The organism is Thalassobacillus sp. CUG 92003, assembly GCF_013618635.1.
Lineage (GTDB): Bacteria > Bacillota > Bacilli > Bacillales > Halobacillaceae > CUG-92003.
The window spans coordinates 502707-517580 of sequence record NZ_JABLSJ010000001.1; the positions used below are offsets into that span (position 1 = coordinate 502707).

A 14874-nucleotide genomic window follows, 5' to 3' on the forward strand; every position below is an offset into this window, starting at 1 on the left:
CGAGATGCCAGTTTCCTTGGTGAATCATGAGGAAACTGGCATTAGCTTGTTAATTGGAGTGGACATGACATGATGATGGCAAAAAAATACCGCAGGGAGCCGATGCCTGCGCTAACACGACATATTATTGAATACAGTTTAGTGATTCTGGGTTCATTTTTTGTTGCCCTTGCGTTTAATGTGTTTCTATTACCTAACAATATTGCTTCAGGCGGTGTAGCCGGCATCAGTACGATAACAAAAGGGGTCTTCGACTGGGAACCAGGAATCGTCCAGCTGCTATTGAATGTTCCCCTCTTCATTGCTGGGCTGATCATCCTCGGTATGAACTTTGGACTTAAGTCGCTCGTGGGAACCATTATTTTACCGATTTTTGTATTGCTGACCAGCCATTTGGATCCGGCTACCTCAGAACCCCTGCTTGGGGCTATTTTCGGCGGCATGGGCGTCGGATTAGGCTTGGGGATCGTCTTTCGCGGACGTGCTTCGACAGGCGGCATTGATTTGGCTGCTCAAATCGTGCACAAGTACCTGCATCTGCCTTTGGGCTTGTGCGTGGCGATGCTGGATGGATTTATCGTGACGACTTCAGCGCTCGTCTTCTCGATTGAAGAAGGCCTTTATGCTTTGATCGGGTTATTCGTGACGAGTCGTACGATCGACTTTGTCCAGGTCGGCCTGAACACATCGAAAACGGTGATGGTCATAACCGATTACGTTGAGGATGTCCAGCAAGCGATATTGAATGAAATAGATCGAGGTGTCACCGTACTTAACGGTTCAGGCGGCTACACCGAACAAGAACGACGCGTCATCATGTGTGTCGTTCAGCAAAACGAATTCACCAAATTGACACAAACCGTGAAAACGATTGATTCAGGGGCGTTTGTGGTCGCTATGAACGCTACGGAAGTCCTCGGAGAGGGTTTCAAAACGTCCTGAGTCGGTTATAATAATCATACGTTGAAACACTATATTTTTCCTCTAAGGAGGCGGGGCAATTGAAGAAAAAATTACTCGCAATGCTGTTTGGCACGACGCTGGTACTTGGCGCGTGCGGTGGTGGCGGCGATGAAAATGGCAGTGAAGAACCTGCTGACGAAGGTGGAGGCTCAGAAACGGAAGAACCTGCTGATGAAGGCGATGGCGAAGTGGACACTGCTGCAGCGGAGGAAGCCTTCCAACAAAACTGTGCCAGCTGCCACGGTTCTGATCTATCAGGTCAAGCCGGCCCTTCTTTACAAGAAGTCGGCTCTGAGTATTCGCAAGAGGATATCCTCGGTATCATCCAAAATGGCAAAGGGTCTATGCCATCAGGACAGGCTTCAGGTGAAGATGCTGAGTTGATTGCAAGCTGGTTAGCAACGAAGAAATAATGTGGATGACTGATGCCATGTATAAACAGTAAACAAAAACGTTTGGATACTAATATCCAGACGTTTTTATTTTGGCTGCATTAAACCTTGTTCGTTACGCCACTATCGAAATATATAGGTCCGAGACACTCCGACTGCTTATACCATAAAGGACCTAGAATAGGGCGAATATATGAAAAAACGTGCTAAAGATAGTGTTTTTACGGGCAGTTCATCACGTTTTTCCATGCGAAAATAGCGAATCATGAAAAGGACTTTTGTCTTATATTGCAGAAGTATTAAATATATCGTGTCTTTGCAATGAAAATGTAATAATTTTTTGTCTAAAAAAAAGGAATTTAGATGTTATAATGAATGAGTGTTAACGAGAATTATAGATCATTTGTACTAGAACCTGTACTAGGGATACAACTACATTAATTAAGGTGATAACACTATGATTGAAATGAAAGAAGTTTATAAAACGTATCCCAATGGGGTTACGGCTTTAAATGGTATAGATATACATATTGATCAGGGTGAGTTTGTGTATATTGTCGGCCCCAGTGGTGCAGGCAAATCGACATTTATCAAGCTCATGTTTCGTGAAGAACGCCCTTCAAAAGGGTCCATCATAGTAAATGATCGCGATCTGGCAGTTTTAAAAAAACGAAAAGTGCCTCATTTAAGACGGGAAATCGGCGTTGTCTATCAAGATTTTCGATTGCTGCCGAAACTGACAGTCTATGAAAATGTGGCGTTTGCCTTGGAAGTCATCGAAGAAACCCCTAAGAATATTAAACGGCGGGTTATGGATGTGCTGGACCAGGTTCGGTTGAAAAATAAAGCGCGTTTCCTCCCTGATGAATTATCAGGTGGAGAGCAGCAGCGGGTGGCCATCGCACGGGCAATTGTGAACATGCCTCAAGTGGTGATTGCTGATGAACCAACAGGCAACCTTGACCCGGAAACGTCCTGGGAAATCATGCACATCCTTGAAGAGATTAACCAGCGTGGAACAACCATTCTAATGGCTACGCACAACCGGGAAATTGTCAATACGATTCGTAAACGTGTCATTGCAATCGAAGATGGCTCCGTTGTAAGGGATGAACATCGAGGTGATTACGGCTATGAAATTTAGAACCCTTACCCGGCACATGAGAGAAGGAGTCAAAAATGTTTGGCGGAATGGCTGGATGACAGTGTCCTCAGTTGGAGCTGTCACAACGACATTGCTTCTCGTCGGCGTGTTTCTCGCCGTGATGCTGAACCTTAATGAAGTAGCTGAAAATGTGGAAGAGGATGTTGAAATAAAAGTGCTGCTCGATGTATCGGCTGGTCAGGAAGAAATCGACACCGTTGAGCAAAACTTGGAGGACATGCCGGATATCGGCACGTATGAATACTCTTCCAAAGAAGAAGAGCTGAAAAGCTTGGTTGATAGTTTAGGAGATCAAGGGCAGGCTTTCGAGTTGTTCGAACAAAGCAACCCGTTGAATGATGCCTTTGTCGTAAAACCGGAAGAACCGGAAGACACTGCGCAGGTTGCAGAGGATATCAAACAGCTTGATCACGTAGATAAAGTCAATTACGGAGAAGAGCTCGTCGAACGGATTTTCACCTTTAACGAATACGCCCGGAACATCGGGCTAGCTTTAATCATCGGCCTCGTCTTCACGGCTATATTCTTAATTTCAAATACGATTAAAATTACCATTATCGCGCGTCAGAAAGAAATCGGTATTATGAAGCTGGTCGGGGCGACCAACATGTTCATCCGCTGGCCATTTTTTGTTGAAGGGCTCATCCTTGGCATCCTGGGATCCATCATACCGATTGCCGCGATTGTATCTGGCTACTACTATCTGTACTACAACTTAAGAGACCGGATTCAATTTGATTTCATTCAACTCTTACCGTTCAATCCATTCGCCTGGCAGCTCGCTGGTCTGGTACTGGCTATCGGAGCCTTTATCGGTGTTTGGGGAAGCGTGATGAGCGTAAGGAAATTCTTGAAAGTTTAATCAACCCATGAATTAGTGTGTAAAGGGATAGGGAGGAGAAAAGGGAGTCATGAAAAAACTTTTTACGTCGTTTTTGGCGGTCACATTGTTAGCAGGTGCGGGTCTGGCCCCAAATAGTGTCAATGCGAATGAAAGCCTTGATGAAGTCAAAGATCGTTTGAGTGATCTCGAGGACAAGCAAGGCAATGTTAACGAACAGCAAAGTGATGTTTCGAGCAAAAAAGAAAAAACGAAAAAGAAAATCTCTAAAAATGAACAAAAGCAGAATGAAACAGAAGCTGAAATTAAAGAGATCGACATGAAACTTTCCGAGACGAAGGAAAAGCTCCGCGCAAAAGAAGCGGAAATCAAGAAAACGAAAGAAGAAATTAAGCAGCTTAAAAAGGACATTAAAGAACTTGAGAAAAGCATCGCTGAGCGCGAAGCCTTGTTAAAGGATCGCCTGAAGGCCCTTCAGGAAAATGGCGGAGACGTCAGTTATCTTGAAGTGCTCATGGATGCGCAAGACTTTGGTGATTTTCTGGAAAGAGCATCCGCTGTAACGACCATCATGGACCAGGATAAGAACATCATGGATACCCATATGGCCGAGAAGAAACAGCTGGAAGAGAAGAAAAAAGAAGTGGAATCAAAAAAGCAAGATTTAGAAAAGCAAAAGAAAGACCTGGAAAATATTAAAGCACAGCTTGATAAACAAAAGCAGCAGAAGAAAAACTTGATGGACAAGCTGGAAACCAAACATAAAGAGCTACATAGTCACAAAATGGAGCTTCAAGAAGAAGAAGAAATTCTTGAAAAGCAAAAAGCATCTATTCAAGCGTCTATGAGCCAAGCGCAAAATGAAAAGTCTGAGATTCAAGCTGAAATCGAGCGTCAACGCGAATTGGAAGCGCAGCGTGAACGTCAACGCCAGAAAGAAGCAGAGCAAGCCAAGGCGAGCTCCTCAAGCAATAACAGCAGTAGCAGCGGTAGCAGCAGCAGTAACAGTAGCAGCAACGCCAGCGGTGGAGGAGGTAGCGCACCGGCAATTTCAGGCGGCCTATTTACACGACCGGCTTCAGGCCCGCTCACATCCCGTATGGGGCCACGAGGTGGAAGCTACCATCCCGGTATTGACATTGGCAGAGTCGGATCAAGTGCGCCCATTGTAGCGGCAGCTTCTGGTCAGGTCTTCCGTTCCTATTACTCAAGCAGCTATGGGAATGTTGTATTCGTTACGCACAATCTGAATGGGCAAATTTATACGACCGTGTACGCTCACATGGAGAGTCGCAGCGTGTCTGAAGGGCAGTCCGTGAGCAAAGGGCAACAGATCGGTTATATGGGGAACACCGGCCAATCAACTGGCCCACATCTTCACTTTGAAATTCACAAAGGTGCTTGGAATCAAAGTAAAAGCAATGCTGTGAACCCGTTGAATTATATTAATTAAGCTAAGCGTGCAAACCGCGCACTTTCGTCCGATATGACGGGGGTGCGCGGTTTTTGCATGAATAAGGGAATTTTTACAAAAGATAAATTTACAGTCGATCATGTTAAATGGTATGATGACAGAGACCACATAAAAAGGTTCAATACGTTAAAACATATTGGTGGACATGCTTATGATGTCTTTGACATATCATAAGTAGAAGGCATCGCACATTAACGGTGTGATGCCTTTTTGTGCAAGGATGGACTTCTTATGACTACAAACCATAAAGGGTGAATGCGATGAACTTGAAAGCGCGTTATGTTGCATTAATGCTGGTGCTGGCTTTATGTGTAGGAGGCGCTGGGACCTACATAGGGCTGGAATACTTCGGCAGCGATCAGACCCAGGAAGATGCCGAGACGGAAAAGCAACTTGCCAATGCCAGTGACGATGCTGAAAACTTTGGCAGTTTAAGCGAAGATGAACAGCAAGAGTTGATCAATAGCATGTCCAGCACGGAAGATTTGCAAAAGGTTGAAAAAGCCTACCAGGTTATTAAAGACAATTATGTAAAAGACGTGGAAGACAAGCAGCTGGTGGAAGGCGCTATTCAAGGCATGCTTGGAACGCTTGAGGACCCTTATAGTGTGTATATGGATAAAGAAACGATGGAGCAGTTCAACCAAACGATCGAATCCTCGTTCCAGGGCATTGGGGCCGAGGTCAGCATGGTAAATGGCAAAGTCACAATCGTCGCCCCGATTAAAGGATCGCCTGCCGAGGAGGCAGGACTGAAGCCGAATGATCAGATTCTGAAGGTTGACGGTGAAAGCGTAAAAGGCCTGGATCTCTATGAAACAGTCCTTCAAATTCGTGGTGAAAAAGGAACCGAAGTCACGTTGGAAGTGGAACGCTCTGGCGTGAGTGACCCGCTCACCATTGATATTAAGCGTGACGATATTCCATTAGAGACGGTTTATACCGATACGAAAACCATCAATGGGAAGAAGGCCGGTGTGATTGAAATCACGTCCTTCTCGGAAAAGACATCAAAAGAATTTAATGAAGCCTTGAAGAAATTAGAGAACGATGGAATGGAAGGACTCGTCATTGATGTGCGGGGGAACCCAGGCGGCTTATTTACAGATGTCCAGGATATCCTGAAGCAGTTTATTCCAGACGACCAACCTTACGTTCAAGTTGAAGACAGGGAAGGCGAAAAATCACGTTATTTCTCTGATATCAGTTCGAAGAAAGATTACCCGATCACGGTGCTCATGGATGAAGGCAGTGCCTCTGCCTCAGAAATCCTGGCAGCGGCTATGCAGGAAGCAGGCGGTTATGAGCTCGTTGGTACGAAAAGCTTCGGTAAAGGCACCGTTCAACAAGCTGTACCGATGGGAGATGGCAGCAACATCAAGCTCACCTTGTTCAAATGGCTCACGCCTGAAGGCAATTGGATCCATGACAAGGGGATCGAACCGACAGTGAAGGTTAAGCAGCCGGAATACTTTTACACGAACCCTGTAGAAGTGGAAGACACCTTAAAGTATGATCAGAATGGTGAAAAAATCAAAAACGTGCAAGTTATGTTAGAAGGGCTTGGCTATGAAATGGAACGTACCGATGGTTACTTCGATGAAGCGACGCAATCGGCCGTTGAAGCCTTCCAGGAGGATCATGATTTAGAGGTCACCGGTGAGGTTGATACGAAAACAGCAGGCAAGCTGGAAGAAACCGTCATGTCTGAGGTACGGGCGGAAGAAAATGACCGCCAGATGGAAAAAGCTTTAGAAGTCCTCTTCCAATAAGCAGGATTATGCTAGCCGACAAGCGAAATATATCCGTAGTCATAGACTGCGGATTTTTTCGTTACATAAGAACGTAACATGCACAGAACGTATGCTTCATTATGTGGAAGGTGGAATGGATGTGGAGGTTTGGTTCATTGAATGGTTAAAGGCGTTCGGTCGTCTTTTTATACAACCTTTATTTTATTGGCCGTTTATCGTGCTGGTATGTGTATCGCTGGCTCGTATCCGAAAGGAACGCAACCAGTTCGGCACGAAGATCTTTGATATTTTCTCGGAGCAGCGCGGCACGAAACGGATTGCATTTTCAACCGGCATCGTGTTGTCTTTATTAGCGGTTGGAGCGGGTGTCGTTTTCCCTTACCCGCTCATTCTATTGATCTCGGCTGTCACGATTCTCCTGAGTCTGACGCTGTCGTTCACCTGGCTGTCGGCTGTTTACACACTCGGCATCAGTTATCTGATCCTTTTGTTTGGACCGCCATTCATTAACGTCGAGCTCCCGGCTCAATGGCGTATCTTATTAGACACGCCACCGCTTACGGTGCTGGCTTGCCTGATCGGCCTATTACTTCTGGTGGAAGGGCTCCAATTATTGCGGCTTAGGTCAAATGAAACATACCCGGAATTGGTGCAGGGCAGCCGAGGAAAACGCATTGGGCAACATCGCTTGAAAAAGCTGTCGATCCTTCCGTTCTTTGCCTTATTACCCGGGGAATCCTTGCAAGCTTTTGCTTCGTGGTGGCCCGTCTTTCCTTTGGGCCAGGAGCGCTACGGATTAATACTCATCCCGCTTGTTACAGGATTCGACTGGATGGTCAATGGCCAAAAACCAATTGTGGCCTCCAAACGGATCGGCCGCCGTTTATTTATGATCGCGCTTGTAACAATCAGCTTGGCCGCAGCCAGTTATTGGATCATCTGGCTTTCGTTTGCAGCTGTTTTAATCGCTATAGCTGGCCGCGAGTGGGTAAGCTTTTCCCATCGGTTGCATGAAAAACATCAACCTTACTTTGCGCCGAGTAATCAGGGTCTGCCCATTTTAGCAGTCATACCTGGGAGTCCCGCTGACGATATGGGCGTTCAGGTCGGTGAAAAAGTGGAAGTGGTCAACGGTCTCCGGATTACGAGTGAGGAAGGCTTTTATTATGCCCTGCAAAAAAACTTGGCGTACTGTAAAATGGAAGTACGTGATGAACGAGGCGAAATGCGTTTTGTTCAACGGGCGATGTACGAAGGCGCTCATCATGAGTTGGGGCTTTTATTCGTAAAACCCCAGGAGCGGAGAGCGTATCTGGAAGCGCAGCGTTCTCTATAGAATATCTTAAGAGCCTCTGAATGGTCTGAGGCTCTTTTTCACTTTGTTGGAGTTATATATAAATTTGATAAAATTTTTCCACCGGTTCGGACAATCTATTCACGCATTTTGGCTGAAAATGGTGTACCATAATAAGAGCACCTTTATAACAGAGGGATTACAAAACTTCTGAGGAAACTAACTTACGTACGGAAAGGTAAAGGTTTTTATGAAATTTGAACAACGATTCGACTGGCGTCTTTTTTTCATCATGATCGCCCTCGTGGTCATCAGCTGCTTTGCGATTTACAGCGCTCAGCAAAGCGGGCAGTACAATGTCAATTTCATGGTCCAGCAGCTGATATGGTACGGTTTGGGTTCAGTCATGATCGGCTTTATGCTGCTTCTTGATCCAGAAAGTTATAAAAAAGTCAGCCTGTATTTATATATTTTCGGGATTATTTTGCTGGCGGGGTTGATGGTGGCACCTAATGAACTTGCCCCCTTGCGAAATGGGTCGCGAAGCTGGTACATAATCCCAGGATTAGGATCAATCCAGCCATCGGAATTCATGAAGATCTTCTTGATTTTAATGCTGAGCAAAGTGGTGACGGATCATAATTATCGCCGTAAAACGGCTGACATGAAGTCTGATGTGTTACTATTGGGGAAAATGGTGCTCGTCGTCATCCCACCGCTTTTTCTCATTATGCTTCAGCCAGATTTAGGGACGGCCCTGGTATTTCTGGCAATTCTAGCTGGTACGACGCTCGTATCCGGGGTGGCCTGGCGGCTGATCATTCCGATTTATGGAGCCGCGTCCTTTCTCGGAGTCAGCCTAGTGTGGCTTGCCCTTCAGGCACCGCAGTTGTTGGACAAGTATCTGAACGTCCAGGAGTATCAGCTCGGGCGTATCTATGCCTGGCTGCAACCTTTTAAGTACGAATCTTCAGATGGGTATCATTTGATAAAGTCCATGCGGGCGATTGGGTCCGGCCAAATGTACGGAAAAGGTGTAGGAGGATCGGAAGTTTATTTGCCGGAGAGCCATACTGACTTCATTTTTAGTGTCATTGGAGAAGAGTACGGTTTTATCGGAAGTTGTGTCGTCATCATGACGTTCTTTATCCTGATGTATCACTTGATTCAAATTGCGCACCGAGCCAATTATGCGTTCAGTTCTTATGTGGTCGTCGGAATCTTAAGCATGATCGGCTTTCACGTCTTCCAAAATATCGGCATGACCGTCCAACTGCTGCCAATCACGGGGATTCCGCTCCCCTTCATCAGTTACGGAGGAAGTGCGTTGCTTGCGAACTTAATTGCCATCGGGCTTGTGTTTGCCGTCCACTTTCACCAGAAAACCTTTATGTTCAATGAAGGCAGATTGGACGAATGAACTCGGTAAGGCAGAGTTTATGCTAGAGTGAATTGGGAATGAGAAATAGAGATGGTTCAAATTATGAAGGAGGATATTACATGAAATCGACTGAAGAGCTGTTAGGCGAAGACGCGGGATACTTACTCGAACATAAAAGTGAAACAATCCCTAAGGAAAATCTATACGCGCCCCATCCGGAATTCGTTGATCACGTGTACAAATCAAGCGACCGCAGTCCTGTCGTATTGCGTAACCTGCAAAGTTTATTCGGCCATGGTCGTTTGAGCAACACCGGCTATCTTTCCATACTGCCTGTCGATCAGGGTATTGAACATTCGGCCGGCGCTTCATTTGCCCCTAATCCGATGTACTTTGACCCGGAAAACATCGTCAAACTGGCGTTGGAAAGTAACTGCAATGCCGTAGCTTCAACGCTCGGCGTGCTTGGCTCAGTGGCGCGCGACTATGCGCACAAAATTCCGTTCATCGTCAAGCTGAATCATAATGAACTGCTCTCGTACCCTAACACGCACCACCAAATTATGTTCGGCTCCGTCGAACAAGCCTTCAACATGGGTGCAGTCGCTGTCGGTGCCACGATTTATTTCGGTTCAGAAGACAGCGAACGGCAAATCCAGGAAGTGACCCAGGCCTTCCAATATGCGCACGAACTCGGTTTAGCAACCATCCTCTGGGCTTACCTGCGTAATCCAGAATTCAAACAAGCCGATGACGACTATCATCTCGCCTCCGATTTAACCGGCCAGGCGATCCATCTAAGTGCCACACTCGAAGCCGACATCGTCAAGCAGAAAATGCCGAAAACCAACGGCGGTTACAAAGCGTTGCAGTTCGGTAAAACGCATGACAAAGTCTACTCCGAGCTCACGAGCGATCATCCTATCGACTTGACCCGCTACCAGGTCGCCAACTCCTTCATGGGCAGGGCCGGCCTCATCAATTCAGGTGGCGGCTCGGAAGAAAACGATCTCGTCGAAGCGGTAAAGACCGCCGTCATCAACAAACGCGCTGGCGGCATGGGTCTGATCATGGGAAGAAAAGCGTTTCAGCGTCCTATGAAAGAAGGCGTCGAAATTATTCAGGCCGTTCAAGAAGTCTACGCCGATCCGAATATCACACTAGCTTAATCAGAAAATAGCCGGCTGCCGGCTATTTTTTATTTTGGGGCTGAGTACCGATGATAAATGGCAGGGAAGCGACGATAAAGCGCGCGGAACCGCCGATAAAAGTTTGAGCGATGATAAAGGCGAGAGGACCGATGATAAATGATCTGGAAGCGATGATAAAGCGCTCGGCAACGTCGATAATCATAACCGAAACGATGATAACAGCACAGAACTTCATTATTTTCTTCATTTTAATATGGCAATCCTGTGACATTTGTTGAGTCTAGGCTACGAATCCATTAAACTTTGCTTTAGAAACATAAGAGGATGTGAAACGAATGAACGTGAAAAAATGGAGTTTGATCCTTTTTTTTGTGATAGGTAGTATGCTTTCAGCGTGTTCGACTGAGGAGTCGCATGATGAAGGTGAACATCAGCAGACGAAGACGAGCTCGGGCGATATTCAAGAAGCAACTGCCTCGACTGAGGTGCTTCCTTCGTTTTTAGAGGGGAAGTCGGAAGATATGCAGGCCATCTATCAAGCCTCAGCCGAACATGAAGCGTTGTTGACTAAGATGCCGTGTTATTGTGGCTGCGGCGAAAGTGCAGGACATAAAAGCAATTATAATTGTTTTGTTGATGAGCGCAGTGACGAGGAAGTGGTGTGGGACGATCACGGCACAAAATGTGGGGTGTGTCTGGAAATTGCTGCTCAGGCTGTACTTGATTATCGTGATGGCGAGTCGATTGAAGACATTCGATCTGATATAGAGAAAACATATCAGGAGGATTATGCAGAACCGACGCCGACACCTGAAGTTTAATAGTTTGTTCTGCGAATTTTAGCGTTCTGTAAAGCAATTTACTACAGACCTCTATATTGAATCACAGCCCATAAAAAAAGAGCGACTCTCGCTGAGAGTCGCTCTTTTTGCTTGCAAACGTCTAGGAAACCAGTTTTTCGCATTCTTGTGCGCAGGTGTGGCAAGCATCAGCGCATTTCTGGCAATGGTCGTGGTCATGTTTCGCGCATTCTTTTCCGCAATCGCGGCATGCAGCGGCACAGAGTTGGGCCAGTTCCTGCACGTAAGGCGTATTTCGAGTGAGTGATTGTTCAAAAAAGGCACAAATATCTGCGCACTCTCGATCCAATCGGATACACTCACTCATGGCTTTCACGTTATCCTCTTGCAAGCAGGAAGCATAACAATGGTTACAGGCTTCCATGCACGCGTGCAATGCTTCAATCACACCTTCATATTGTTGATGGCTCATTTTGATACCCTCCTATGGTATGGTTACTTCTACTATTACCAAGTCGGGGAGATTTAAAACATAACGAAAATACCTTTACTCAGTTAATACATCATCATGATAACACGCTAAATTTTTCCAATAATGACTTGCAGCTTACACTGAAAACGGTTACGATTAAAGGAGTTATAAGTTATTAGTATATTAGCAGAAAAGTGGTGGTGACTTTGGGCCAAACCGTTCAAATTGGTAAGCTGGCCTTGTTAATTGCTACCTTGGATGAAGATGAACTGGAGGGTTTCCGCCCTCAGTTGCAAACGGTCGATTACTGTCAGGGTAAAGCAGGTTCGATGAATATGCAGAAAGTTATTTCTGCTGTGGAGACGGCTGCTAAACGCAATTCAATCATTTCTGAAGATGTTTATCGAGAAACGCATGCTCTTTATCACGCGATTCTTGAAGCGTTGGAAGGTGTGACGCGTGGCCAAATTGCAATTGGTGATATGATGCGTACTGTCGGGCTGAAATTTGCCGTGGTCCGGGGGAAACCTTATGAGCGCAGCGGCGAAGGTGAGTGGCTGGCTGTCGCATTTTATGGAACAATTGGAGCCCCGGTCAAAGGACTGGAACACGAAACGATGGGGCTGGGAATCAATCATATATAAATTTTTTCGTTGCCTATAGTAAAAAGTGATGAGGAGGCGGCGATGGCAGTTTTATGTCATTGTCGCTTCTTTTTTAATGGTTTGGCATCTGGTTAACCTTGTTGTGGATTAATGATAGGGAGATTGGAAAAATCGATCCTTAGAAAATAAGGGCTCGTTACCCTATAAGTGAAAGGGGGCGGCTTTGAAACAACTCGCTTTCCTGCGGGGGAACCGGCAAGCCTCCTCGGTCGTTTACACTCCCTGTGGGGTCTTGCCGAGCTCCTTTTCCGCTAATTACTGGGAAATTTGTCACCTTAGATAGAAAGTGTTCCGTATTTGGACTATCCAGCTCCGGCGTCTAGCGGCTAGTGAGACTTCCCTCGCTTCTGTGCGATAAGTCAACATCGAATCACGTCGTTCTTCGTGTTTCCTTTATCTCCTACAGCTCAGTCCAGTCCATACGCCGCTGACCAAGACGCCTCCGCTTTAAAGTGGTCTCGCAGTTTCAAAGCCGCCCCATTCGATATGGAAGTGAACGAACCTTCGGCATAAGTATTTATTAACAATACGCTTCAACATTGGATACTCTCTTTCATTTAGAGGGCTGGCAATCCTCATATCGTGGGAACGAACATATTCGGTTAGCTCATGCAATAGCCAATAGAAACATCGATGCTGAACAATCTAATAACTCATATGAACAAAAAGGGGGAGACGGATATGGTTGAATTAGACGGCAATAATCTGACACTCGAGGAAATCGAACGTGTTTCGATCAAACATGAAAAAGTACAATTATCAGAAACCAGCTTGAAAAATGTGCAGGCGAGCCGCCAAGCAGTAGAGCGTATCGTTCAAGATAACAAAACGGTCTACGGCATCAATACGGGATTTGGAAAATTCAGCGACGTGACGATAGATAGAAAGCATGTGGAGGACTTACAGCTGCATTTGATCCGTTCACATGCCTGCGGCGTCGGAGAGCCTTTTTCAGAAACTGTAAGCAGAACGATGGTGCTGCTTAGATTAAATGCTCTGTTAAAAGGGTTTTCCGGTGTACGCACGGTAGTGGTGGAAACGCTACAAGACTTATTGAACAGTCACATTCATCCGATCATTCCGAGTCAAGGCTCGCTCGGTGCTTCTGGAGACTTAGCGCCGCTCGCTCATCTGGCTCTTGTGTTGATCGGAGAAGGGCGCGTTCGCTACCAAGGCAAGGAAATGGCGACAGAAGAAGCGTTTCGAATAGAAGGGTTGAACGCTATCACGCTCCAGGCGAAAGAAGGGTTGGCGTTGATCAACGGAACCCAGGCTATGACAGCCGTGGGAGCTTTGAATGCGATCGAGGCAGAAAAACTTGCGGCCCAAAGTGAATGGATTGCAGCTATGACGTTGGAGGGCCTGGAAGGGATTATCGATGCGTTTCATCCTGCGATCCACGAAGCCCGCGGATATCCTGAGCAAATGGCTACAGCCGAACGGATCAGAACGTTAGTGTGCGACAGCCATTTAACCACCAAGCAAGGAGAAAAACGGGTTCAGGACGCTTATTCCTTGCGTTGTATACCGCAAGTTCACGGGGCCTCGTGGCAAAGTTTGAATTACGTTCGGGAAAAGTTGGCGATTGAGATAAATGCTGCCACGGATAATCCCCTTATCTTTGAAGAGGGCGATCTGGTTGTCTCAGGCGGGAATTTTCACGGTCAGCCGATTGCGCTGGCGATGGATTTCATGAAAGTGGCGGTGGCTGAACTCGCGAATATTTCAGAACGGCGGGTGGAACGCCTCGTTAATCCACAACTCAATGAGCTGCCGCCTTTTCTCAGTGCTCGGCCGGGCCTGGAATCTGGCGCGATGATTATGCAATATACAGCCGCGTCACTTGTGTCGGAAAATAAAACGCTTGCTCACCCGGCAAGCGTAGATTCGATCCCTTCATCTGCCAATCAAGAAGACCATGTCAGCATGGGGACGATTGCTGCTAGACACGCACACGATGTGATTGCAAATGCACGGCGCGTAATTGCGATTGAGTTGATTTGTGCCATGCAGGCGGTAGAGCACAACGCTGTTGAAAACATGGCATCCGCAACGAGGAAATTGTGGCATGAGGCGCGTACGATCGTACCTTCCATTAAAGAAGATCGTGTTTTTTCCGAGGATATCGAACGGATGACCACGTGGTTAAAAGATGGCGCATTCGACTGGTCTGTCTCTAAAGCTGAAGCGGTTAAATAATCAGCTCTATTCAGGGGCTGCCACGTCTTCCTTGAGACAGTGGCAGCCCTTTTTTTGAGCACAGTATTACGATTTGGTCCAGTAGGCGTCCAGCTCAGTGACGGGGCACGCTGGGAATGTTTCATCCTGGGCGATCCTGACCTTTTTTTTAGCTTCTTCGTCCGGGGAACCTCCTTTAACGAATTCGACGACGACATATTTTCCGCTTGATGGTGCTTTGTCTCCCGTTTTAAAAATTTGTTCACTCATAATGGGTCACCTCCCATCCTTACTCTAGTCGTACAATTTACTTATTTGAAATCTTGTTCCCTTTTAAACGTTGA

The 14874-nt window shown here is 46.4% G+C and carries 15 protein-coding genes; 12 read left to right on the forward strand and 3 right to left on the reverse strand.

Going from position 1 to position 14874, the window contains the following annotated elements; genetic code table 11:
* Positions 1–75 precede the first annotated feature (75 nt).
* The 9 genes from HOP45_RS02310 to HOP45_RS02350 all read left to right on the forward strand — a co-directional run bounded on the left by HOP45_RS02310 (position 76) and on the right by HOP45_RS02350 (position 10433).
* Complete coding sequence (locus HOP45_RS02310; protein WP_181347356.1) at positions 76–942, forward strand: YitT family protein; 867 nt, start codon at positions 76–78, stop codon at positions 940–942.
* Between the two features lie 59 nt (positions 943–1001).
* Positions 1002–1376 carry a cytochrome c551 gene (gene cccB, locus HOP45_RS02315; RefSeq protein WP_181347278.1) on the forward strand — a complete coding sequence of 125 codons (375 nt, stop codon included), beginning with the start codon at positions 1002–1004 and terminating at the stop codon, positions 1374–1376.
* Between the two features lie 436 nt (positions 1377–1812).
* On the forward strand, positions 1813–2499 hold the full coding sequence (gene ftsE / locus HOP45_RS02320) for a cell division ATP-binding protein FtsE (RefSeq protein WP_181347279.1): 687 nt from the start codon (positions 1813–1815) through the stop codon (positions 2497–2499).
* The gene (ftsX, locus tag HOP45_RS02325) at positions 2489–3382 is read left to right on the forward strand and encodes a permease-like cell division protein FtsX (protein WP_181347280.1); all 894 of its coding nucleotides are present in this window, start codon (positions 2489–2491) and stop codon (positions 3380–3382) included. Before ftsE ends, ftsX begins: the two co-directional genes overlap by 11 nt.
* Positions 3383–3431: 49 nt before the next feature.
* Positions 3432–4814: a murein hydrolase activator EnvC family protein gene (locus HOP45_RS20880; RefSeq protein WP_181347281.1), complete on the forward strand. Its 1383-nt coding sequence runs from the start codon at positions 3432–3434 to the stop codon at positions 4812–4814.
* A 281-nt stretch (positions 4815–5095) separates the two neighbouring features.
* Positions 5096–6607: a S41 family peptidase gene (locus HOP45_RS02335; RefSeq protein ID WP_181347282.1), complete on the forward strand. Its 1512-nt coding sequence runs from the start codon at positions 5096–5098 to the stop codon at positions 6605–6607.
* A gap of 121 nt (positions 6608–6728) precedes the next feature.
* The gene (locus HOP45_RS02340; RefSeq protein ID WP_181347283.1) at positions 6729–7925 is read left to right on the forward strand and encodes a PDZ domain-containing protein; all 1197 of its coding nucleotides are present in this window, start codon (positions 6729–6731) and stop codon (positions 7923–7925) included.
* 208 nt (positions 7926–8133) lie between these two features.
* The gene (locus HOP45_RS02345) at positions 8134–9303 is read left to right on the forward strand and encodes an FtsW/RodA/SpoVE family cell cycle protein (RefSeq protein WP_181347284.1); all 1170 of its coding nucleotides are present in this window, start codon (positions 8134–8136) and stop codon (positions 9301–9303) included.
* Between the two features lie 80 nt (positions 9304–9383).
* Entirely contained in the window at positions 9384–10433 is a 1050-nt protein-coding gene (locus HOP45_RS02350; RefSeq protein ID WP_181347285.1) for a class I fructose-bisphosphate aldolase, read from the forward strand.
* Between the two features lie 22 nt (positions 10434–10455).
* Here HOP45_RS02350 and HOP45_RS02355 read toward each other — a convergent pair whose 3' ends face one another.
* The gene (locus HOP45_RS02355) at positions 10456–10662 is read right to left on the reverse strand and encodes a hypothetical protein (protein ID WP_181347286.1); all 207 of its coding nucleotides are present in this window, start codon (positions 10660–10662) and stop codon (positions 10456–10458) included.
* 88 nt (positions 10663–10750) lie between these two features.
* On the opposite strand from HOP45_RS02355, the gene HOP45_RS02360 reads away from it, so the two are divergent.
* Positions 10751–11236: a PCYCGC motif-containing (lipo)protein gene (locus HOP45_RS02360; RefSeq protein WP_181347287.1), complete on the forward strand. Its 486-nt coding sequence runs from the start codon at positions 10751–10753 to the stop codon at positions 11234–11236.
* A 121-nt stretch (positions 11237–11357) separates the two neighbouring features.
* Here HOP45_RS02360 and HOP45_RS02365 read toward each other — a convergent pair whose 3' ends face one another.
* Positions 11358–11687 (reverse strand): four-helix bundle copper-binding protein, encoded by a 330-nt coding sequence (locus HOP45_RS02365; RefSeq protein WP_181347288.1) that lies wholly within the window; start codon positions 11685–11687, stop codon positions 11358–11360.
* 206 nt (positions 11688–11893) lie between these two features.
* Between HOP45_RS02365 and hutP the strand changes: the two genes are divergently transcribed.
* Both hutP and hutH read left to right on the forward strand, forming a co-directional pair.
* Positions 11894–12331, forward strand: coding sequence for a histidine utilization transcription antiterminator HutP (gene hutP / locus HOP45_RS02370; protein WP_219914438.1), 438 nt, complete (start codon positions 11894–11896; stop codon positions 12329–12331).
* Positions 12332–13033: 702 nt separating this feature from the next.
* On the forward strand, positions 13034–14551 hold the full coding sequence (gene hutH / locus HOP45_RS02375; protein ID WP_181347289.1) for a histidine ammonia-lyase: 1518 nt from the start codon (positions 13034–13036) through the stop codon (positions 14549–14551).
* A gap of 66 nt (positions 14552–14617) precedes the next feature.
* Here hutH and HOP45_RS02380 read toward each other — a convergent pair whose 3' ends face one another.
* The gene (locus tag HOP45_RS02380; protein ID WP_181347290.1) at positions 14618–14800 is read right to left on the reverse strand and encodes a YjzC family protein; all 183 of its coding nucleotides are present in this window, start codon (positions 14798–14800) and stop codon (positions 14618–14620) included.
* Positions 14801–14874: the final 74 nt, after the last annotated feature.